Source organism: Pseudomonas sp. IT-P176 (assembly GCF_949767245.1).
Classification (GTDB): Bacteria; Pseudomonadota; Gammaproteobacteria; order Pseudomonadales; family Pseudomonadaceae; genus Aquipseudomonas.
The window spans coordinates 27825-47950 of record NZ_CATKPN010000040.1; the positions used below are offsets into that span (position 1 = coordinate 27825).

A 20126-nucleotide genomic window follows, 5' to 3' on the forward strand; every position below is an offset into this window, starting at 1 on the left:
TCATGACCAGCAGTCGTTTTTGCCCGGCGGTACTGATCGCCGCGCCAGCCTCCGGGCAGGGTAAGACCACCGTCACCGCGGCCCTGGCCCGTTTGCACCGCAATCAGGGGCGCAAGGTCCGGGTGTTCAAGTGCGGCCCGGATTTTCTCGACCCGATGATTCTCGAACGTGCCAGTGGCCAGCCGGTGTATCAGTTGGACATGTGGATGGTCGGCGAGCAGGAAAGTCGCCGCCTGTTGTGGGAAGCCGCCGCCGAGGCTGACCTGATCCTGATCGAAGGGGTCATGGGCTTGTTCGACGGTACCCCGTCCAGTGCCGACCTGGCGCGCCACTTCGGCGTACCGGTGCTGGGGGTGATCGACGGCACCGCCATGGCCCAGACCTTTGGTGCGCTGGCGTTGGGCCTGGCGCGTTATCAGCCGGACCTGCCATTTGCCGGCGTGCTGGCCAATCGGGTGGGCACCCTGCGCCACGCTCAGTTACTCGAAGGCAGCCTTACCGAAGGCTTGCGTTGGTATGGCGCATTGTCCCGGGAGACCGGGATTGAATTGCCGAGCCGGCACTTGGGCCTGGTACAAGCCAGTGAGCTGAACGACCTCGACCTGCGCCTCGATGCAGCCGCCGAGGCCTTGGGTAGCAGTTGCCAGGTGGCCTTGCCGCCCGCAGTGGAATTTGCCGCGCCCGACGTGATCCCAGTCGAGCCTTTGCTGGCCGGTGTGCGGATCGCCGTGGCCCGGGATGAAGCCTTTGCTTTCACCTATGGCGCGAGCCTGGACTTATTGCGTGCGATGGGCGCCGAGCTGCGGTTCTTCTCGCCGATCCGCGACAGCCAGTTGCCAGAGGCAGATAGCCTGTACCTGCCTGGTGGCTACCCGGAATTGCACCATGTGGCCTTGTCAGGCAACACCGCGATGCTCGATGCCATTCGTGGCCATCACGCCGCCGGCAAGCCGCTGCTCGCCGAATGCGGCGGCATGCTGTATCTGCTGGATTCCCTGACCGACGTGCAAGGCACGCGGGCCGAACTGGTGGGTTTGCTCAAAGGCGATGCGACGATGCAAAAACGTCTGGCGGCGCTGGCGCTGCAGGCGGTCGAGCTGCCGGAAGGCGCGTTGCGTGGGCACACCTATCACCATTCCCTGACCAGCACCGAGCTTGAGCCGATTGCGCGTGGACTGAGCCCGAACGGCGGGCGAGGAGCGGAGGCGGTTTATCGTGAGGGGCGGATGACGGCTTCTTATGTGCACTTTTATTTTCCGTCCAATCCCAGCGCTGTAGCCGCGTTGTTTGCGCCAGCCCCTGTGGGAGCGAGCTTGCTCGCGAAGAGGCCATGAGCAATAACGCATTCTGCGAAGCCGAACGCGCAGCGGTTTACCGCGCCATCGCCGAGCGCCGTGACATGCGCCACTTCAGCGGTGGCACGGTGGAGCCTGAACTGCTGCGTCGTTTGCTTGAAGCTGCGCATCAGGCGCCCAGTGTTGGCCTGATGCAGCCATGGCGCTTCATTCGCATCAGCGACCGGACCTTGCGCGGGCAGCTCCAGGCGCTGGTGGAGGAGGAGCGCATCCGCACCGCCGAAGCCCTCGGCGAGCGCAGCGATGAGTTCATGAAACTCAAGGTCGAAGGCATCAATGACTGCGCCGAAGTGCTGGTTGCCGCGTTGATGGACGATCGCGAACGGCATATTTTCGGCCGCCGTACCTTGCCGGAAATGGACATGGCGTCGTTGTCCTGTGCAATCCAGAACCTCTGGCTGGCCTCCCGTGCCGAAGGCCTGGGCATGGGCTGGGTTTCGCTGTTCGAGCCCCAGGCACTGGCCGATCTGTTGCAACTGCCGGCCGGAGCCAAGCCCGTGGCGATTCTCTGCCTGGGCCCGGTCAAGGCCTTTTACCCGGCGCCGATGCTGGCCCTTGAAGGCTGGGCGCGCGTGCGTCCGCTGCATGAACTGCTGTACGAAAATGTCTGGGGAGTGAATCAATGAGTGTGGCGTTGTTGAGTGTCGCTGCCGTTGCGCTGGATGCGCTGCTGGGCGAACCCAAGCGCTGGCATCCGCTGGTGGCGTTCGGTCGATTTGCCGGGCGCATCGAGCAGCGTTTCAATTCTGCCGGGCGTGGCTGGCGCAGTCATGGAGTCACCGCGTGGGTGCTGGCCGTGGTGCCGCTGACCCTGCTGGCCACGGCGTTGTCCTGGCTACCTTACCTCGGCTGGATCGTCGAGATCCTGGCCCTGTATTGCGCCCTGGGCTTGCGCAGCCTGGGCGAACACGTCGAGCCGGTGGCCCAGGCGCTGCGCAGCGATGACCTGGACGAAGCGCGCACCCGTGTCAGTTACCTGGTCAGCCGCCAGACCAGTGAGCTGGACGCCACTGAAGTGGCTCGCGCGGCCACCGAGTCGGTCCTGGAAAATGGCAGCGACGCGGTGTTTGCCGCGCTGTTCTGGTTTGCCGTGGCCGGGGCGCCCGGGGTGGTGCTGTATCGCCTGAGCAATACCCTGGATGCCATGTGGGGCTATCGCAACGAACGTTTCGAGCGCTTCGGCTGGGCGGCGGCGAAAATCGACGACGTGCTCAACTACATTCCCGCACGCCTGGTGGCCCTGACCTACGCTGTGCTCGGCAAGACCCGGCTGGCCCTCAAGTGCTGGCGCACCCAGGGACCGACCTGGGACAGCCCGAATGCCGGCCCGGTGATGGCTGCCGGGGCTGGGGCGCTGGGCGTCGAGCTGGGCGGGGCGGCGATCTATCATGGCGAGCTGCACCAGCGTCCACCCTTGGGCGAAGGCGTGCCGGCGGACGCCAGCTCCATCGACCGTGGCTGGCAGTTGGTCCAGCGCGGGGTATGGTTATGGCTGTTGATCCTCTGTGTGGGGGCTGAGTTTTATGCTTGAACACGGTGGCCGCCTGCGCAAGGCGGCGTTGCACTATGGGATTGCCGAAGCCGACTGGCTCGACCTCTCCAGCGGGCTGGCGCCCTGGCCGTGGGACATCCCGCCGATTCCCGCCAGGGCCTGGGCCCGCTTGCCGGAAACCGAGGACGGCCTGGAGCAGGCCGCCCGGCAATACTATGGCGCGACTCAGTTGCTGCCGGTCGCCGGTTCGCAGATGGCCATCCAGTTGCTGCCGCGTTTGCGGCGGGCCGGCAAGGTCGGCGTACTGTCGCCTTGTTACGCCGAACACGCCGAAGCCTGGCGGCGTAACGGTTACATCGTGCGCGAGGTGCTGGAGCAGGAGGTGGAATTTTTCATCGACAACCTCGACGTGCTGGTGGTGGTCAATCCCAACAATCCCACGGGCCTTAGCCTGACCCCGGAGCGCCTGCTCGACTGGCATGCCCGCTTGGCGCAGAGAGGCGGCTGGCTGGTGGTGGACGAAGCGTTCATGGACAACACCCCGCACCTGAGCCTGGCGTCTTTCGCCCATCAGGTCGGGCTGATCGTGTTGCGCTCCTTCGGCAAGTTCTTCGGCCTGGCCGGGGTGCGCTTGGGCTTTGTCCTGGCCGAACGGCGGCTGCTCAATCTGCTCGCCGAGCAGGTGGGCCCCTGGGCGGTTGCCGGGCCGACGCGGGTGCTGGGGCAGGCCTGCCTGCTCGACAGCGAAGGTCATCGCCGACAACGCCAGCGTAGCGAAGAGGCGAGCGAACGCCTGGTCGAACTGCTGGAGCGCCATGGTTTCAAGCCTCAGGGCGGCTGCGCGCTGTTCCAGTGGTTGAGCACCGAACGGGCCGAGCACTTGTATGAATTCATGGCGCGCCAGGGCATTTTGCTGCGCCTGTTCAGCCACAACAGCAGCCTGCGCTTTGGCCTGCCAGCCGACGAAACCGACTGGTTGCGCCTGGAGCGAGCCTTTGTCGCCTACGCCAAGGAAACCCCATGCCAACGTTGATGGTTCAAGGCACCACCTCCGATGCCGGTAAAAGCACCCTGGTCACGGCGCTCTGTCGTTGGGCGACACGCCAGGGAGTGCCGGTGGTGCCGTTCAAGCCGCAGAACATGGCACTCAACAGCGCTGTCACCGCCGACGGTGGCGAAATCGGTCGGGCCCAGGCGGTACAGGCCCAGGCCGCGAATCTCGAACCCCACACCGACATGAACCCGGTGCTGCTCAAGCCCAACAGCGATACCGGTGCCCAGGTGATCATTCACGGGCGCGCGGTGACCAGCATGAATGCCGTCGCCTACCACGACTACAAGGCCATCGCCATGCAGGCGGTGCTCGCCTCGCACCAACGCCTGAGCGCGGCCTATCCGCTGGTGATGGTGGAAGGGGCGGGCTCGCCGGCCGAGATCAACCTGCGGGCCGGCGACATCGCCAACATGGGGTTTGCCGAGGCTGTCGATTGCCCGGTGGTATTGATTGCCGACATTAATCGTGGTGGCGTCTTCGCCCATCTGGTGGGCACCCTGGAGTTGCTCTCGGCCAGTGAGCAGGCGCGAGTCAAGGGCTTCATCATCAACCGTTTTCGCGGTGACATCGCCTTGCTGCAACCGGGCCTGGACTGGCTGGAGGCGCGGACCGGCAAGCCGGTGATCGGAGTCTTGCCGTATGTCATGGACCTGCACCTGGAGGCCGAGGACGGCATCGACCAGCGCCAGGCCGACAAGGCCGAACAGGTACTCAAGGTGGTGGTGCCGGTATTGCCGCGCATCAGCAACCACACCGACTTCGATCCGCTGCGCCTGCACCCCCAGGTCGACCTGCAATTCGTCGGGCCGGGCCAGGCGATACCGCCTGCTGACCTGATCATCCTGCCGGGCTCCAAGAGCGTGCGCAGCGACCTTACGTACCTGCGCGCCAATGGCTGGGACACCGCCATCGCCCGTCACCTGCGCTACGGTGGCAAGCTGCTGGGCATCTGCGGTGGCCTGCAAATGCTCGGCGCGCAGTTGCATGATCCGCTGGGCTTGGAAGGGGCCGCGGGCTCCAGTGCCGGGCTTGGCTTGCTGGCCTTCGACACGGTGCTTGAGGCCGAGAAGCAGCTGCGCAATGTGCGTGGCCGGCTGCTCCTGGAAAACGCCGAGGTCAGTGGTTATGAAATTCATGCCGGGGTCACCCGCGGCGAGGCCCTGGAGCAGCCTGCTGTGTTGCTCGACGATGGCCGCAGCGATGGCGCCCAGAGTGCCGATGGACAAGTCCTCGGGACTTACCTGCATGGCTTGTTCGAATCTGCGGCGGCGTGCAGTGCACTGTTGCGCTGGGCCGGGCTTGCGGATGTGCAGGCAGTCGATTATCACGGCTTGCGCGAGCGCGATATCGAGCGCCTGGCGGACCTGGTGGAGAAGCATCTGGATACCGGGTTGTTGCGTGAGCTCTGTGGTTTGTAGGGTGACCGGCCTGGCCTCTTCGCGGGCAAGCCCGCTCCTACACAGAGCCGCCGACCCTGATACCGCTCATAGAAGGTTAAGACCATGCTGCAATTGATCCTCGGCGGTGCCCGTTCCGGCAAAAGCCGCCTGGCTGAAAAGCTCGCCGCCGACAGCTCCCTGGCGGTGACCTACATTGCCACCAGCCAGCCGCTGGACGGCGAAATGAATGCCCGGGTCGCCCATCACCGGGCACGCCGCCCGGCCGAGTGGAGCTTGATCGAGGAACCCCTGGCGCTGGCTCGGGTACTGCGCGAAACCGCCAGTGCCGAGCGTTGCCTGTTGGTGGATTGCCTGACCCTGTGGCTGACCAACCTGCTGATGCTCGACAACCCCGAGCGTCTGGCCCAGGAGCGTGAAGCCCTGCTGGACTGCCTGGCGTCGTTGCCGGGAGAGGTGATTCTGGTCAGCAACGAAACCGGAATGGGGGTCGTGCCACTGGGCGAATTGACTCGCCGTTATGTCGATGAAGCCGGTTGGTTGCATCAAGCCCTGGCTGAGCGCTGTCAGCGTGTCGTATTGACCGTCGCCGGCCTGCCCCTGACTTTGAAAGGTACTGCGTTATGACTCAATCCTGGTGGCTGAACCCGTGCAAGGCGGTTGATCGCCAAGCCCTGCAAGATGCAGAGCAGTTGCAGCAGCAACTGACCAAGCCGGCCGGTTCGCTGGGGCAGCTGGAAACGCTGGCGGTGCAGTTGGCGGGGTTGCAAGGCCGGCTCAAGCCGAGCGTGAACCAGTTGTGGATCGGGATTTTTGCCGGTGACCACGGGGTGGTGGCCGAAGGTGTCTCGGCCTTTCCCCAGGAAGTCACCGGGCAGATGTTGCGCAACTTCGTCAACGGCGGCGCGGCCATCAGCGTGCTGGCGCGCCAACTGCAAGCCCGGCTGGAGGTGGTCGACCTCGGCACCGTGACCCCCTCGCTGAGTCTGCCGGGGGTGCGCCACCTGCACCTGGGCCCTGGCACCGCCAACTTCGCCCGTGGCCCGGCGATGACTCCGGCCCAAGGCGCACAAGCCTTGCAAGCCGGGCGCGACACGGTGTTGCGAGCCCTGGCCGAAGGCGCGGAGCTGTTCATCGGCGGCGAGATGGGCATTGGCAATACCACTGCGGCCAGTGCCTTGGCCTGTGCCTTGCTGGATTGCCCTGTGGCCCACCTCACCGGCCCGGGTACCGGCTTGGACACGGCGGGCGTCAGCCACAAGACCCAGGTCATCGAACGCGCCCTGGCCTTGCACGCGGCGCAGCGAGGTGATCCGTTGCAAACCCTGTTCAACCTCGGCGGCTTTGAAATCGCCGCGCTGGTCGGCGCTTACCTGGCCTGTGCCCAAGAGGGGCTGGCGGTGCTGGTGGACGGCTTTATCTGCAGCGTTGCGGCCCTGATTGCCGTGCGCCTCAATCCTGCGTGTCGCGAGTGGCTGCTGTTCGGCCATCGCGGGGCGGAGCCGGGTCACCGGCATGTCCTGCAAACGTTGAACGCGCAACCGCTGCTCGAACTCGGCTTGCGCCTGGGCGAGGGCAGTGGTGCGGCGCTGGCGGTACCCTTGTTGCGCCTGGCCTGCGACCTGCACGGGCAGATGGCGACTTTTGCCGAGGCGGCGGTTGCCGATCGCCCGGCATGACCTTGCATCTGGACCTGCTACGCCACGGTGAAACCGAACTGGGCGGTGGCCTGCGCGGCAGTCTGGATGACGCGCTGACGCCGCTGGGTTGGCAGCAGATGCGCGACGCCGTCGTAGGCGCTGGCCCCTGGGACCGCCTGGTGAGTTCGCCCCTGCAACGCTGTGCGCGGTTTGCCGAGGAACTGGGCGCGCAACTGGGCCTGCCGGTAAGCCTGGAGCAGGACCTGCAAGAGCTGCATTTTGGCGCCTGGGAAGGGCGCAGCGCGGCGGCGTTGATGGAGACTGACGCTGATGCCCTTGGCCGTTTCTGGTCGGACCCTTATGGTTTTACCCCGCCCGAGGGCGAGCCAGTCAGCGACTTTTCGGCGCGGGTGTTGGCGGCGGTGCAGCGCTTGCACCAGGCCTATGCCGGTGAGCGGGTGTTGCTGGTCAGTCATGGCGGTGTCATGCGCCTGCTATTGGCGCGCGCGCGCGGGCTGCCTCGCGAGCAGTTGCTGAACGTCGAAGTCGGCCACGGCGGGCTGTTTTTCCTGCGGGTCGAGGCTGACGCCATGCTTCGGGAAGAGGCGTAGACATGTTGCCAATGTGGATCGCCCTGCAATTTCTCAGCAGCCTGCCGATTCGCCTGCCGGGCATGCCGTCACCCCAGGAGCTGGGGCGCTCATTGCTGTTTTATCCGCTGGTGGGCCTGTTGTTTGGTGGGCTGTTGTGGGGCCTGAACGGACTATTGGGGGGCGCGCCGGCGCTGTTGCACGCGGCCATCCTGCTGACGGTCTGGGTGGTGCTCAGTGGCGGCTTGCACCTGGACGGCCTGGCCGACAGTGCCGATGCCTGGCTCGGTGGTTTTGGTGACCGCGAACGCACTCTGACCATCATGAAAGACCCGCGCAGCGGACCGATTGCCGTGGTCACCCTGGTGCTGGTGCTGCTACTCAAGTTCGCCGCCTTGCTGGCACTGATCGAACAGCAGGCCACGGTCGCGCTGATCCTCGCGCCACTGCTCGGGCGCACGGCCTTGCTCGGCTTGTTCCTGACGACGCCTTATGTGCGGGCGGGGGGGCTGGGGCAGGCATTGGCTGACCACTTGCCACGCCAGACCGGCCGGCGGGTGCTGCTGCTCAGTGCGCTGGCCTGTGTACTGATCGCGGGCTGGGGTGGCGTGATTGCGCTGGTGGTGGCGGTAGGGGTGTTCGCCGGCGTGCGTCATTTGATGATGCGCCGCCTTGGCGGGACAACCGGGGATACGGCGGGGGCGTTGCTGGAATTGCTGGAAGTGGCGGTGCTGATGGCTTTGGCGCTGGCTTGAGGGGAGGCGGAAATCGTAAGCAAAGCTTGCATAAAGTTAAACGCGGGTATATACACGCACCATGCTAGCCTCTCAGTGTTTATGCACCAACCTGCGTCGCGCCGCCCGTGGCGTCAGCAGGCATTACGACGGCGCCCTCGACGGCTTCGGGATCAACGTTGCCCAGTATTCTTTGCTGTGCAATCTGCAGCGCCTGGATCAGCCGAGTATTTCCACCCTGGCCGAGGCCATGGGCCTGGATCGCAGTACTCTGGGGCGTAACCTGCGGGTGCTGGAAGGTGAGGGGCTGGTGCGGATGGTCGAGGGTGAAGACCAGCGCAACCGCATCGTGCAATTGACCGAGGCCGGGCGTGAGCGCCTGGCGGCGGCTTTGCCGGCCTGGGAGGCGGCGCAACAACGTTTGATCGATCGGTTGGGCGCCGAGAAGCGCGCAACATTGCTGGCCTTGCTGGACGAACTCGCATGAAGCGGGTTTTTTCGAGTTTAAGCGGGTATATACCCGCGATTGGAGAATGACAATGACATCGATGTGGCGTACCAGCGGTTGGATTTTACTTGGGGGTGCGCTGATTCTGGCGTTGTCCCTCGGCGTGCGGCATGGCTTCGGCCTGTTCCTGCCGCCGATGAGTGAGCAGTTCGGCTGGGGGCGCGAAGTGTTCGCCTTCGCCATCGCCTTGCAGAATCTGATCTGGGGCCTGGCGCAGCCCTTTACCGGCGCGCTGGCCGATCGCTTCGGCGCCGCGAAAGTGGTGCTGGTGGGAGGTGTCTTGTATGCGGTGGGCCTGGTGTTCATGGGGCTGTCCGACTCGCCCCTGTCACTGTCGCTGAGCGCCGGCCTGTTGATTGGTATCGGCCTGTCCGGGACGTCATTTTCGGTGATTCTCGGCGTGGTTGGGCGGGCCTTGCCGGCGGAGAAACGCAGTATGGGCATGGGGGTCGCCAGTGCTGCCGGCTCCTTCGGCCAGTTCGCTATGTTGCCCGGCACCCTGGGCCTGATCGGCTGGCTCGGCTGGTCCAGCGCGCTGCTGGTGCTGGGCGTGCTGGTGGCGCTGATTGTGCCGCTGGTGAGCATGCTCAAGGACAAGCCGCTGCCGGTGCTGGGCCATGAGCAGACGCTGAAGGAGGCCCTGCGCGAGGCCTGTTCGCACTCCGGCTTCTGGCTGCTGGCGTTCGGCTTTTTTGTCTGTGGTTTCCAGGTGGTGTTCATCGGTGTGCACTTGCCGGCCTACCTGGTGGATCAGCATCTTCCGGCCACCGTCGGCACCACGGTGCTGGCCTTGATTGGCCTGTTCAATATCTTCGGCACCTACACCGCCGGTTGGCTCGGCGGGCGGATGTCCAAGCCGCGCCTGCTGACCGGCCTGTACCTGCTGCGCGCGGTGGTGATCGGGCTGTTTCTGTGGATGCCCGTCACCCAGACCAGCGCCTACCTGTTCGGCATGGCCATGGGCTTCCTCTGGCTGTCGACGGTGCCTTTGACCAACGGTACGGTGGCGACCCTGTTCGGTGTGCGAAATCTCTCTATGCTGGGAGGTATCGTCTTCCTCTTTCACCAATTGGGCTCGTTCCTCGGTGGCTGGTTGGGCGGGGTGGTGTATGACCGAACAGGAAACTACGACTTGATCTGGCAAGTGGCGATTCTCCTCAGCTTGTTGGCGGCTGCCTTGAACTGGCCTGTGCGTGAGCGTCCGGTGGCGCGCCTGCAAGCCCAGGCGAGCGCGGCATGAGGTGGATCGCCTTGAGGCTGGTGGCGACGGCGGTTGTCGCGCTGCTGCTGGCGCTGGCCTGGTGGGGCTGGCATCAGGGCGGCCTGGCCATGATGCAGCTGGGACTGGGAGCTTGCTAAATAGCCACTTGCCATCATTCGTGCAGGGCGAGTAACGTCGCCCTCTGACGATTTCTCGAGGACACCCGATATGCTGATGCGCTGGCTAGCTGTTCCCGCCCTGCTGTTGCTGGTCGCAGGTCCGACGTTGGCCGCTGAGTGCCCGGCACTGCTGTCGGGCTCATTGCCCAAGCTGCATGCCAACGAATCCATTGAACTGTGCCAGCGTTTTGCCGGCAAACCGCTGGTGGTGGTCAATACCGCCAGCTTCTGTGGTTTCGCTCCGCAGTTCAAAGGCCTTGAGGCGTTGTACCAGCGCTACAAGGAGCAGGGGCTGGAAGTGCTTGGCGTGCCGTCCAATGATTTCAAGCAGGAGTCCGGGGATGGCGCGGAGACGGCCAAGGTCTGCTACGTCAACTATGGCGTGACCTTCACCATGACCGAGCCGCAGAAAGTTCGCGGTGCCAGCGCCATCCATCTGTTCAAGGTGCTTGCCGAGCAAAGCAGTTCGCCGAAGTGGAATTTCTACAAGTACGTGGTGGACCGCCAGGGCAAGGTGATTGCCAACTTCTCCAGCCTGACCAAACCCGAAAGCCCGGAATTCATCGCGGCGGTGGAGCAGGCCCTGGCCTCGAAACCCTGAATGCCAGCCATTAAAAAGCCCCGCCTCTGAACCAGAGAGCGGGGCTTTTTGCTGTTCAGCAAGCGCGCCATTCAGGCGCGCCGTGAATCAGAAGCGGTAGGTCGCGCCCACACCAAAGCCGTTTGCCCAGTTTTCATACTTGGCGTTGTAGCTCTGGCCACGATCGTTCTGATTGTTGACCTTGACGGCTTCTTCCTTGAGGTAGGAGTAGGCCATGTCGATGGTCAGGTCTTCAGTTGGGCTCCAGCCGGCGCCCAGGCTGAAGATGGTACGGTCGCCAGTCGGGATGCGTGGGGAGCGATCGACGTTGTTGGTCGGGGCCTGGTCAAACGACAGGCCGGTACGCAGTACCCACTGTTTGTTCAGCTTGTACGAAGCACCGACGGCGTGCGCCCAGGTGTCATGCCAGTTCTGCTCTTCGGTGATTTCACCGAACTGCGAGCCCAGCACGCCAGGTACACCCTTGTTCTCTACGGTGATTTCTTTCAGGCGGCTCCAGCGGGTCCAGGTGCTGCCTGCGTACAGGGTCCACTGGTCGTCCAGAGCGTGGGTCACCGAGAAGTCCACGGACTCAGGGGTGGTCAGGTCCAGGGACGCGTCGTACTTCTGGTCCTTGCTCTGGCCAGCCAGCGGCAGCAGGCCGTAGTTGACCTTGGTGTTGCCTTCGAGCTTGTACTTCACTTTCGAGTGGTAGGTCAGGCCGACGCGGGTGCTGTCGGTCAACTGGGCCAGGATCCCGATGTTGTAGCCCAGGGCGGTATCGTCGCCCTTGATGCGCACGTGGCCATCGGGAGCAGCCTGGGTAATCGACAGGTCGGATTCCAGCTTGCCTTGGATACGGTTGATGGTCGGACCAAAACCGATGGAGACCTTGTCATTGAATGCGTAGGAAACAGTTGGCTGCAGGGTCACGACTTTAACGTCGCTCTTGCTGCCGAAGTATTTGCCGGCAAAACCGTTCTCGTAGTCGGTGACCAGGCCAAATGGCGCGTACATGCCAACGCCGACGGCCCATTGGTCATCGATCGGCTTGACGTAGTAGCCCATGGGAACGGCAATGAACGGAACCATGTCGCCCTGGTTGGTGCCATTGTTAGGGCTGGAGGTGGCATTGCTGATGTCAGTGTGGGCATCGAGCATGGCGACCCCGCCAGTGACTTGTTCGCGCTTGAGGCGCGCCATGCCGGCAGGGTTACCGAAAACTGTGCTTGCATCATCGGCGACAGAAGAACGCCCGGCGAAACCAGTACCCATCCCACTGATGCTTTGTTCGTTGATGGCAAAGCCAGCTGCGAAGATCTGGGTGGATGCCAAGGTAACGGCGAGGCTAAGGGTGGTTTTGAGCATGACTTTTTTCATTATTAGAACTCCGGGTGATCACCGGGGCGAAAATTACCAACATTTTCGACTCAGCGCTATAGCCGGTAATGCTTGAGATAGAGCGGTTTTGTAGGACAATCCGACCATAATCGCGGGATTTTCCCCGATCTTGCAAATTGCCCGGTCAGCAGGCGACCTGATTCATCGGTGAAACACAGTCGCGCCATGCACAAGTGAAGTCGCGCAGGCGTCCTTGGGGTTGGAAGGTCTGGCGCCAGATTCGGGCCATTCCCAACAGGTCGTCGGGTTCGGGCAGCGGGGTGTTTTGCTCTTCGATCAGCAGCCAGGCAATGGCCGTGGCATAACGCAGATTGACCGTCAGTTCCAGGTGCGGACCACTGAGAAAGGCATGCTGGCTGGCGAGGCCGCGCACCAGGCTGGCACGTTCCGGATCCAGGGCCAGGTAGTCATCCCACAGGGCCTGGTGGCGAAGCTCGGCAATCCGGTACAGGCCGTGGCCACGGCGGTCATGCAGGGCGGAGCCGAGGGCTGACTGGCTGGCGGCGACACCCAGCAGCAGGGATTCGGCAGTCGTGCTATGTCGTCCCAGGTAAATCAGGGTAGGACGGATCACAAAACGGCACAGTTCGCTGGCAGCGATACCCATAAGGCCCTCGAAACGTTAAGTGAGCGGCGATACCTGAATGGGGGGGCTTGGCAGCGGTAGGTCGACTCAGGCTCGCCGGAAGCGGATCATGCCGCTTGAGTTGAAGTGTAGTGTCATATTCTTGCTGTAAAGGACTGTTTTTAAAATATTTCCAGCTCGCAGTTATAACCGTTATATCGGTTGGTGCTTAAGCCAGGGTGGGGCGATGGGAAATATCAGGCAATAAAAAGCCCCGCATTTTCAGCGGGGCTCTTGTGGTGTTCAGCCTTTCTCGCGTCTCAGGCAACCAGTGCCTGGCGAGTACGCTCGATCACGGCCTGCAGCGGCTCGGCGCTGGAGTACTGGTCGGGATACAGGCGTTCGCTGTGACGAGCGATCCCGTGTTCGTTGACCAGCGTGAAGCTGAAGCAGCCTTTGCGAGCGGCCATGATCAGGCAGTTCATTGGGGCAAAAGCGTTGGTTAGGGTGCGAATGGCATCCTGAGTATGGATTTGAGTCGACATAATTATTGGTGTTCCTGCAAATGACACGGAATCTGATCCGTGCAGCGTTAAAACGTTCCAGTAACGTCGATCACCATTGATCGAACGAAGAACCCGACTGGAACAAAGCAGCCAGTTGAAGCGCTATTAAATGTGCGCGCTTGGGCCGGCAGGTAGGTACTTAGGAGGGCAGGCAACACATCAAGGGCAAAGGTTCTGGGCCCGGGGTGAAGATCCTGATCAATTTGCAGGTTGGTTCGGTCAGAGTAAGTGAGCTTCGCAACACCCTTTGCATTCGATTCAAAGGCTGTGTTGTCGCAAGCGTTACCTGGAAACCATCGAGGTGGTCGATCCCGTGATGTCGGTAGAAGCTTCTCTTTAGGGAAGGTATACCGCGGGAGGTGTTCGACCAGAATTGACTTTCAGCTTGGTACTAACGCTGCGGATACTAACGGATTGAAATGCTTAAGGGAAGTGTGTTAGGCAAAAAACATTTGCTTACGTTTGCTGGGTTGTTACCTCTGCTTGGCAAAACGCACGCAAAAAGTGCGGTGATATAACCAGTGCACAGGTACTTGTGCACAATAGCCGGGCAGGGTGTCACCCCGCCGACATTTCCCCACTGGGTACAGTGGGTGCCTGTAGTGAAAATTTAAGTCAATGAAAAACATCGCTTTTTTTTACTGGTGAAAAAATCGTCAGTTTGAGCGGGAGCCCCATTCCACAGGGCTTCTGGCGAGTTCGGGGCGGGTTGTCCACTGAGTTATCCACAGCTTCTGTGGATTGTCCCGAGCGCTTGCTCTAGGACGGGCGTGCTGGGTTTTTTTCGGCTTTACCCGTACGAAAAAAGGAGTAAAGTGGCGCGCCTTCCGATCTGTCCCACAGTGCTTTATGAAGTTTCGCTCAGTATCAACTTCTGTTACCTCCCCACCCTCAGGTGTTACCGCCCCCAAGCGCATGTCAATGCGAGTAGCCGAGTGGCTGCTTGACAGTCCCCGCCTGGGCGATAACCCCAACGTCAAACATTTTGCCGGGCGTTTGCTCAAGGCACCTGCCCGTGAAGGGGTGGTGGCCGCGCAAAGTCGCCTGGGTCAATTGATGTGCCGCGAATGTGGCAATGCCCGCGACCGCCGCATTGGCCAGGACCTGCTGCGCCAGGCTGCACGTGCCGGTGACCGGCGGGCCCTGCGCGAGCTCGGGCAGATCGAAGACTGAGCTGTCCAAGCCCGGGCGGCTTGGTTAACCTTCGGGCTTTAATTCTTCGGCAGGAGTCGTCATGGCTATGGACTTGACCAGTGTGTTGCTCGGTCTGGCGGGCGCTGGGTTGCCGTTGTTGTTTCTGGCGTGGCAACTGCAGCGGCGCTTGAGCCTGGCACAGGCCGACCGGGCGCTGCTGGAAGAGCGCCTGGGTACCGCCCAGTTGGCCCAGGACGGCCTGAGCGCGCAACTGGACGCCTGCCGCGATGAAATCAGCGACCTGGGACAAGCCAACGCCAGCAAGCAAGCCGAACTGGCGGCTGTGCGCCGGGAAGTCGAACTGCTGCAGATAGAGCGCGACAACGCCCGTGACGCGGCCCATGCCTGGAACCTCGAGCGCAACAGCAAAGAGACCGAGCTGCGGCGCCTGGACGCCCAGGCCGCTTCGCTGAATGCTGAATTGCGTGAGCAACAGGACAGCCATCAGCAACGCCTCAACGACCTGCAAGGTTCGCGCGATGAGCTGCGCGCGCAGTTCGCCGAGTTGGCGGGGAAGATCTTCGATGAGCGCGAGCAGCGCTTTGCCGAGACCAGCCAGCAGCGCCTGGGCCAGTTGCTCGACCCGCTGAAGGAGCGCATTCAATCCTTCGAAAAACGCGTCGAGGAAAGTTATCAGGCCGAGGCGCGCGAGCGTTTCTCCCTGGGCAAGGAGCTGGAGCGCCTGCAACAACTGAACCTGCGCCTGAGTGACGAGGCCACCAATCTCACCCGAGCCCTCAAGGGCCAGAAAACCCAGGGCAACTGGGGCGAGTTGATTCTGGAGCGGGTGCTGGAGCATGCGGGCCTGGAGAAGGGTCGCGAGTACCAGACCCAGGTCAATCTCAAGGGCCCGGATGGCGAGCGTTTCCAGCCGGACGTGTTGATCTACCTGCCGGGCGACAGGCAAGTGGTGGTCGACTCCAAGGTCAGCCTCACGGCCTATCAACAGTACGTGGCTGCCGAGGATGCGGCGCTGGGCCAGGCGGCTCTCAAGCAGCATGTGCAATCCTTGCGCAACCACGTCAAAGGCTTGTCCGACAAGGATTACAAACGCCTGGAAGGCCTGCACAGCCTCGACTTCGTGTTGTTGTTCGTGCCCATCGAAGCGGCATTTTCGGCAGCGCTGCAGGCGGAGCCGAACCTGTTTCAAGAGGCCTTCGATCGGCACATCGTGATCGTCAGCCCGACCACCCTGCTGGCGACCCTGCGGGTGATCGACAGCCTGTGGAAGCAGGAGCGCCAGAGCCAGAACGCCCGGGAAATCGCCGAGCGTGCGGGTTGGCTGTACGACAAGTTCGTATTGTTCATCCAGGACCTGGATGAAGTCGGCAATCGCCTGCAGCAGTTGGATAAAGCCTACAGCGCAGCCCGTAACAAGCTGACCGAGGGCCGTGGCAACCTGGTCAGCCGCAGCGAGCAGCTCAAGCTGCTCGGCGCACGGGCCAGCAAGAGCCTGCCAGCAGACTTGCTGGAGCGGGCGATGACCGATGTTGATGGCTTGGCTGAATTGCCCGAATAACCCTAGTCGTCCCCGGCGCTGTCGGTCGCAGCCTCGCGTTGCTCGACAGCTGCTACGGGTTCGTCGCCCGGGTGATGGTCAAAGCGGCAAATGCCGACTCAACAAGGCGCGCAAGGCCGCCGGTTTCACTGGTTTGGCCAGGTAATCCAGCCCCGCGGCATGCACTTGGGCGACCATCTCGGGGCGGCCGTCGGCGCTGATCACCACGCCTGGCACCGGCTCACCCAGGCGGGTGCGCAGCCAGGCCATCAATTGAGTCCCGGTTTCGCCGTCATCGAGGTGGTAGTCCACCAGCGCCAGTTGCGGGCGCATGCCGTCGTTGAGCAGGTTCGCGCATTCCTCGCGGTTACGCGCGGTGTACACCTGGCACCCCCAGCGCGTGAGCAGGCTATTCATGCCGATCAGGATGCTGTCTTCGTTATCCACGCACAGCACCTGCGCGCCCGTGGGCAGGCGGCCGTTGAGCTCGGCGACTTTGCCGGGCGCGCTGGCCTGGGCGCGGGCCAGCGGCACGCTGACGCTGAACACGCTGCCTTTGCCCGGCCATGAGCGTACTTGCAGTTGATGGCCGAGTACCCGGCACAAGCCGTCGGCAATCGCCAGGCCCAGGCCCAGGCCTTTCTCGGCGCGGGTCTGGTGGCTGTCCAGGCGCTTGAACTCTTCGAAGATCACCTGGCGCTTGTCTTCCGGGATCCCCGGGCCACGGTCCCAGACTTCCAGGCACAGTTGGTCGCCCTTGCGGCGCACCCCCAGCAGCACCGGGCCCTTGGCGTAGCGGAAGGCATTGGTGAGGAAATTCTGCAGCACCCGGCGCAGCAGTTTGCTGTCGCTGTCGACCCGCAGGCGGCTGCCGCGCAAGCGGAATTTCAAGCCTTGCTCGCGGGCCAGGGCCTTGAATTCAGCGCCCAGGGTGTCGAACAGTTCGTTGAGCACGAAGGGTTGGCGATCCGGGTTGATCTTGCCGTTTTCCAGGCGCGAGATGTCCAGCAGATCGCTGATCAGGTCTTCGGCCGAGCGCAGCGAACTGTCCAGGTGATGCACCAGTTGCTGGGTTTCCGGGCTCAGGTCTTCGTCGCGGTGGGACAGGGCGGCGGAGAACAGGCGCGCGGCATTCAAAGGCTGCATCAAGTCATGGCTGACCGCCGCGAGGAAACGGGTCTTCGACTGGTTGGCTGACTCGGCCGTGCCCTTGGCTTCGGTCAGGGCGACGTTCAGTTGCGACAGTTCGTGGGTCCGCTCGGTGACGCGGCGCTCCAGGCCTTCGTTGGCCTCGGTCAGCGCCTGTTCGGCTTCGCGGAATGCGGTGATGTCGGTGAAACTCATGACAAAACCACCGCCCGGCATCGGGTTGCCGATCAACTCGATCACCCGCCCGTTGGGGAACAGTCGCTCGGAGGTGTGGGCGCGACCCTGGCGCATCCAGTGCAGGCGGCGGGCCACGTGCACTTCCGCTTCGCCGGGGCCACACAGGCCGCGCTCGGCATTGTGGCGAATGATGTCGGCAATCGGCCGGCCGACGCTGATCAAGCCGTCGGGATAGTTGAACAGTTCCAGGTAGCGGCGGTTCCAGGCCACCAGCTTGAGCGACTGGTCGACCACGCTGATGCCCTGGGTGATGTTTTCGATCGCGCCTTGCAGCAGTGCGCGGTTGAACTGCAGCACTTCCGAGGCTTCGTCGGCGATGCGTACCACGTCTTCGAGCTGCATTTCCCGGCCTTCAATCGCGGCTTTCACCACGGCGCGGGTCGATGAAGCCCCCAGGACACCGGCGAGCAACCGCTCGGTGTGGGCGATCCATTCACCGTCGGCATTCTGGTTCGGGTTGAAGCCTTTGCCCTGGCGATAGGCGAAGCGGATGAAGCTCTGCCGCGCCCGCTCTTCGCCGACGAAGCGGGCCGCCAGTTGCAGCAGGTCGTCGATCTGCACCGCGAGCAGCGAGCGACCACTGGGCCGCGCGCTGATCTCCTGGCCGATGAAGCGCCCGGCTTGCCAGTGTTCCGAGACCCGGGTGCGGGACAGCACCGAGACCCAGGCAAACAGGGTGAAGTTACCCGCCAGTGACAGCACCACACCCTGGGTCAGCGGGGTGATCGGCAGGTTCAGCGGGTTGCTGTGCAGCCAGCCGAGACCGGGGAAGGTGCTCAGCGACCAGCCCATGCTGTGGGCGGCAATCGGCAGGATCAGCGTGTAGAACCACAGGAAGGTGCCCGCGGCGAGGCCGGCGAATACGCCGCGGCGGTTGGCCTGTTTCCAGTACAGCGCGCCAAGCATCGCGGGGGCCAGTTGGGTGACCGCGGCAAAGGCGATCTGGCCGATGGTGGCCAGGCTAGCGGTCGAGCCAAGCAGGCGATAGGCGACATAGGCCAGCAGCAGAATCACCACGATGCTCACGCGGCGGACCGAGAGCATCCAGTGGCGGAACACTTCGAACGGGCGCTCGGCGTTTTTGCGCCGCAGCAGCCACGGCAGCAGCATGTCGTTGGAAACCATGGTCGACAGCGCGACACTGGCGACGATCACCATGCCGGTGGCGGCCGAGGCACCGCCGATGAATGCCAGCAGCGCCAGGGCCGGATGGGCCTGGGCCAATGGCAGGCTGATGACGAAAGAGTCTGGCAGCACGGAACTGGGCAGCAGCATTTGCCCGGCCAGGGCAATCGGCACCACGAACAACGCGGCCAGCGCCAGGTAGGCGGGGAATACCCATTTCGCCAGGCGCAGGTCCTGGGGTTCGATGTTCTCCACCACCGTGACGTGAAACTGCCGGGGCAGGCAGATGATCGCCATCATCGCCACACCGGTCTGCACCACCATCGACGGCCAGTTGATGGTTTCCTTCCAGTATTGCTCCAGGCGCGGGGCGAGCATGGCCTGGTCGAACAGGTCATCGAAACCGTCGTACAGGCCGTAGGTGACAAATGCGCCGACGGCAAGAAAAGCGAACAGCTTGACCAGCGACTCAAAGGCAATCGCCAGCACCATGCCCCGGTGGTGCTCGGTGGCATCCAGGTTGCGGGTGCCAAAGACGATGGTGAACAGCGCCAGGATCAACGACACGATCAGCGCCGTGTCCTGGGCGCGGGTACCCATGGCGTCGGCACCGGCGCCGATCAGCAGGTTGACCCCCAGGACGATACCTTTGAGCTGCAAGGCAATGTAAGGCAACACACCGACCAGGCAGATCAGCGCCACCACCACCGCCAGCGACTGGGATTTGCCGTAGCGGGCGGCGATGAAGTCGGCAATCGAGGTGATGTTCTCCTGCTTGCTGATCATCACCATCTTTTGCAGGACCCAAGGCGCGAACACCAGCAACAGGATCGGCCCCAGGTAAATCGGCAGGAACGACCAGAGCTGTTCGGCGGCCTGGCCTACCGCACCAAAGAAGGTCCAGCTGGTGCAATAGACGGCCAGCGACAGGCTGTACACCCAGGCGCGCATGCGCGGCGGCAGCGGCGTGCTGCGGCGATCGCCATAAAAGGCGATGGCGAACATGATGGCCATATAGGCCAGGGCGACGGCGGCGATCAGCCCGCTGGACAACGACATGGAAACTCCTGGCAAAAGACCCCCGGGACTGCAGTCCGGTCGAACAGTCTCGCACGATGTTCAGGCGGCGTCAGTGTCGACCAAGGTCTCAGCGTGGCGGGGTGTCGCAGGGCGATCTTGAGCGAGCCGAGCCTGAGCAGGGCATTTGCGTTAGCCTAGGCCATCAATCAGTACTGACCCCAAGGATTGCCCCCCACCCATGAAGATCATCCGCAGCAAAGCGTTTACCGGCGAGCGTGCCTGGGCGGCGCTGGATATCGCCAACATGAATGGCATCACCACCCGCCTGCACTGGACGGATCAGCCATACAAATGGCACGTCAACGATGGTCAGGAAGTGTTTGTAGTGCTCGATGGACAGGTGCAGATGCGCTACCGCGAGAACGGTGTCGAGCAAGCCGTTGTGCTGGAGGTCGGGGACATTTTCTACGCCGCGGTGGGGACCGAGCACGTGGCGCATCCACAGGGCCCGGCGCGGGTGCTGGTGATCGAATCCGAGGGCAGTGTGTAGAGCGCATATCTGCAAAATAGATAACAGTTAGAGATATTACCCGTTATATAGATATTCGATCTGCTTCTATCATGGGCTCTACCTCATCAGG

At 63.0% G+C, this 20126-nt stretch carries 20 protein-coding genes; 16 read left to right on the forward strand and 4 right to left on the reverse strand.

All coding sequences use genetic code 11. The features are described 5' to 3' along the window. Nucleotides 1-2: 2 nt before the first annotated feature. The 13 genes from ACM6IP_RS10850 (at nucleotide 3) to ACM6IP_RS10910 (ending at nucleotide 10751) form a co-directional block, all read left to right on the forward strand. Nucleotides 3-1334, forward strand: coding sequence for a cobyrinate a,c-diamide synthase (locus ACM6IP_RS10850; protein WP_414861473.1), 1332 nt, complete (start codon nucleotides 3-5; stop codon nucleotides 1332-1334). After that, nucleotides 1331-1981, forward strand: a complete 651-nt coding sequence (gene bluB / locus ACM6IP_RS10855) for a 5,6-dimethylbenzimidazole synthase (RefSeq protein WP_414861474.1) — start codon at nucleotides 1331-1333, stop codon at nucleotides 1979-1981. Before ACM6IP_RS10850 ends, bluB begins: the two co-directional genes overlap by 4 nt. Then, nucleotides 1978-2886 carry an adenosylcobinamide-phosphate synthase CbiB gene (cbiB, locus tag ACM6IP_RS10860; RefSeq protein WP_095170334.1) on the forward strand — a complete coding sequence of 303 codons (909 nt, stop codon included), beginning with the start codon at nucleotides 1978-1980 and terminating at the stop codon, nucleotides 2884-2886. Before bluB ends, cbiB begins: the two co-directional genes overlap by 4 nt. After that, a complete protein-coding gene (gene cobD, locus ACM6IP_RS10865; RefSeq protein WP_320332841.1) occupies nucleotides 2879-3880 on the forward strand; it encodes a threonine-phosphate decarboxylase CobD in 1002 nt (333 codons plus the stop codon). The genes cbiB and cobD overlap by 8 nt, the downstream gene beginning before the upstream one ends. Further along, entirely contained in the window at nucleotides 3868-5319 is a 1452-nt protein-coding gene (locus ACM6IP_RS10870) for a cobyric acid synthase (protein ID WP_414861475.1), read from the forward strand. The genes cobD and ACM6IP_RS10870 overlap by 13 nt, the downstream gene beginning before the upstream one ends. 84 nt (nucleotides 5320-5403) lie before the next feature. Further along, entirely contained in the window at nucleotides 5404-5925 is a 522-nt protein-coding gene (gene cobU / locus ACM6IP_RS10875; protein WP_414861476.1) for a bifunctional adenosylcobinamide kinase/adenosylcobinamide-phosphate guanylyltransferase, read from the forward strand. Next, nucleotides 5922-6977 carry a nicotinate-nucleotide--dimethylbenzimidazole phosphoribosyltransferase gene (cobT, locus tag ACM6IP_RS10880; RefSeq protein ID WP_414861477.1) on the forward strand — a complete coding sequence of 352 codons (1056 nt, stop codon included), beginning with the start codon at nucleotides 5922-5924 and terminating at the stop codon, nucleotides 6975-6977. Before cobU ends, cobT begins: the two co-directional genes overlap by 4 nt. Next, nucleotides 6974-7549, forward strand: a complete 576-nt coding sequence (gene cobC, locus ACM6IP_RS10885) for an alpha-ribazole phosphatase family protein (RefSeq protein WP_095170329.1) — start codon at nucleotides 6974-6976, stop codon at nucleotides 7547-7549. Before cobT ends, cobC begins: the two co-directional genes overlap by 4 nt. 2 nt (nucleotides 7550-7551) lie before the next feature. Continuing rightward, a complete protein-coding gene (locus ACM6IP_RS10890) occupies nucleotides 7552-8283 on the forward strand; it encodes an adenosylcobinamide-GDP ribazoletransferase (protein WP_401130035.1) in 732 nt (243 codons plus the stop codon). Nucleotides 8284-8344: 61 nt separating this feature from the next. After that, the gene (locus ACM6IP_RS10895; protein ID WP_095170327.1) at nucleotides 8345-8749 is read left to right on the forward strand and encodes a MarR family winged helix-turn-helix transcriptional regulator; all 405 of its coding nucleotides are present in this window, start codon (nucleotides 8345-8347) and stop codon (nucleotides 8747-8749) included. A 61-nt stretch (nucleotides 8750-8810) separates the two neighbouring features. Further along, a complete protein-coding gene (locus ACM6IP_RS10900; RefSeq protein WP_414861488.1) occupies nucleotides 8811-10010 on the forward strand; it encodes an MFS transporter in 1200 nt (399 codons plus the stop codon). Continuing rightward, a complete protein-coding gene (locus tag ACM6IP_RS10905) occupies nucleotides 10007-10129 on the forward strand; it encodes a hypothetical protein (protein ID WP_256585528.1) in 123 nt (40 codons plus the stop codon). The genes ACM6IP_RS10900 and ACM6IP_RS10905 overlap by 4 nt, the downstream gene beginning before the upstream one ends. A 70-nt stretch (nucleotides 10130-10199) precedes the next feature. After that, nucleotides 10200-10751 carry a glutathione peroxidase gene (locus ACM6IP_RS10910; protein ID WP_414861478.1) on the forward strand — a complete coding sequence of 184 codons (552 nt, stop codon included), beginning with the start codon at nucleotides 10200-10202 and terminating at the stop codon, nucleotides 10749-10751. A gap of 87 nt (nucleotides 10752-10838) precedes the next feature. Here the strand turns inward: ACM6IP_RS10910 and ACM6IP_RS10915 are convergent, their stop codons facing one another. From ACM6IP_RS10915 to ACM6IP_RS10925, 3 genes are all read right to left on the reverse strand, one after another. Continuing rightward, complete coding sequence (locus ACM6IP_RS10915; protein WP_159997458.1) at nucleotides 10839-12110, reverse strand: OmpP1/FadL family transporter; 1272 nt, start codon at nucleotides 12108-12110, stop codon at nucleotides 10839-10841. 145 nt (nucleotides 12111-12255) lie between these two features. Continuing rightward, on the reverse strand, nucleotides 12256-12738 hold the full coding sequence (locus tag ACM6IP_RS10920) for a hypothetical protein (RefSeq protein WP_095170323.1): 483 nt from the start codon (nucleotides 12736-12738) through the stop codon (nucleotides 12256-12258). 278 nt (nucleotides 12739-13016) lie between these two features. Beyond that, nucleotides 13017-13241 (reverse strand): hypothetical protein, encoded by a 225-nt coding sequence (locus ACM6IP_RS10925; protein ID WP_007898912.1) that lies wholly within the window; start codon nucleotides 13239-13241, stop codon nucleotides 13017-13019. An 870-nt stretch (nucleotides 13242-14111) separates the two neighbouring features. On the opposite strand from ACM6IP_RS10925, the gene ACM6IP_RS10930 reads away from it, so the two are divergent. After that, nucleotides 14112-14435, forward strand: coding sequence for a hypothetical protein (locus ACM6IP_RS10930; RefSeq protein ID WP_095170322.1), 324 nt, complete (start codon nucleotides 14112-14114; stop codon nucleotides 14433-14435). 175 nt (nucleotides 14436-14610) lie between these two features. Next, a complete protein-coding gene (gene rmuC, locus ACM6IP_RS10935) occupies nucleotides 14611-15975 on the forward strand; it encodes a DNA recombination protein RmuC (RefSeq protein WP_162530235.1) in 1365 nt (454 codons plus the stop codon). A 78-nt stretch (nucleotides 15976-16053) separates the two neighbouring features. Here rmuC and ACM6IP_RS10940 read toward each other — a convergent pair whose 3' ends face one another. Beyond that, nucleotides 16054-19524, reverse strand: a complete 3471-nt coding sequence (locus ACM6IP_RS10940; RefSeq protein ID WP_095170320.1) for a PAS domain-containing hybrid sensor histidine kinase/response regulator — start codon at nucleotides 19522-19524, stop codon at nucleotides 16054-16056. Between the two features lie 199 nt (nucleotides 19525-19723). Here ACM6IP_RS10940 and ACM6IP_RS10945 point away from each other — a divergent pair, with 199 nt between their 5' ends. Beyond that, entirely contained in the window at nucleotides 19724-20035 is a 312-nt protein-coding gene (locus tag ACM6IP_RS10945) for a cupin domain-containing protein (RefSeq protein WP_095170319.1), read from the forward strand. Nucleotides 20036-20126: the final 91 nt, after the last annotated feature.

Bases quoted from the DNA above. Each gene is read 5' to 3' on its own strand.
- ACM6IP_RS10925 (WP_007898912.1), bottom strand. From the start codon at position 13,241: ATGTCGACTCAAATCCATACTCAGGATGCCATTCGCACCCTAACCAAC.
- cbiB (WP_095170334.1), top strand. From the start codon at position 1,978: ATGAGTGTGGCGTTGTTGAGTGTCGCTGCCGTTGCGCTGGATGCGCTG.
- ACM6IP_RS10930 (WP_095170322.1), top strand. From the start codon at position 14,112: ATGAAGTTTCGCTCAGTATCAACTTCTGTTACCTCCCCACCCTCAGGT.
- ACM6IP_RS10940 (WP_095170320.1), bottom strand. From the start codon at position 19,524: ATGTCGTTGTCCAGCGGGCTGATCGCCGCCGTCGCCCTGGCCTATATG.
- cobU (WP_414861476.1), top strand. From the start codon at position 5,404: ATGCTGCAATTGATCCTCGGCGGTGCCCGTTCCGGCAAAAGCCGCCTG.
- ACM6IP_RS10870 (WP_414861475.1), top strand. From the start codon at position 3,868: ATGCCAACGTTGATGGTTCAAGGCACCACCTCCGATGCCGGTAAAAGC.
- ACM6IP_RS10920 (WP_095170323.1), bottom strand. From the start codon at position 12,738: ATGGGTATCGCTGCCAGCGAACTGTGCCGTTTTGTGATCCGTCCTACC.
- ACM6IP_RS10905 (WP_256585528.1), top strand. From the start codon at position 10,007: ATGAGGTGGATCGCCTTGAGGCTGGTGGCGACGGCGGTTGTCGCGCTG.
- ACM6IP_RS10915 (WP_159997458.1), bottom strand. From the start codon at position 12,110: ATGAAAAAAGTCATGCTCAAAACCACCCTTAGCCTCGCCGTTACCTTG.
- ACM6IP_RS10850 (WP_414861473.1), top strand. From the start codon at position 3: ATGACCAGCAGTCGTTTTTGCCCGGCGGTACTGATCGCCGCGCCAGCC.
- ACM6IP_RS10910 (WP_414861478.1), top strand. From the start codon at position 10,200: ATGCTGATGCGCTGGCTAGCTGTTCCCGCCCTGCTGTTGCTGGTCGCA.
- ACM6IP_RS10900 (WP_414861488.1), top strand. From the start codon at position 8,811: ATGTGGCGTACCAGCGGTTGGATTTTACTTGGGGGTGCGCTGATTCTG.
- ACM6IP_RS10945 (WP_095170319.1), top strand. From the start codon at position 19,724: ATGAAGATCATCCGCAGCAAAGCGTTTACCGGCGAGCGTGCCTGGGCG.
- cobD (WP_320332841.1), top strand. From the start codon at position 2,879: ATGCTTGAACACGGTGGCCGCCTGCGCAAGGCGGCGTTGCACTATGGG.
- bluB (WP_414861474.1), top strand. From the start codon at position 1,331: ATGAGCAATAACGCATTCTGCGAAGCCGAACGCGCAGCGGTTTACCGC.
- cobT (WP_414861477.1), top strand. From the start codon at position 5,922: ATGACTCAATCCTGGTGGCTGAACCCGTGCAAGGCGGTTGATCGCCAA.
- cobC (WP_095170329.1), top strand. From the start codon at position 6,974: ATGACCTTGCATCTGGACCTGCTACGCCACGGTGAAACCGAACTGGGC.
- ACM6IP_RS10890 (WP_401130035.1), top strand. From the start codon at position 7,552: ATGTTGCCAATGTGGATCGCCCTGCAATTTCTCAGCAGCCTGCCGATT.
- ACM6IP_RS10895 (WP_095170327.1), top strand. From the start codon at position 8,345: ATGCTAGCCTCTCAGTGTTTATGCACCAACCTGCGTCGCGCCGCCCGT.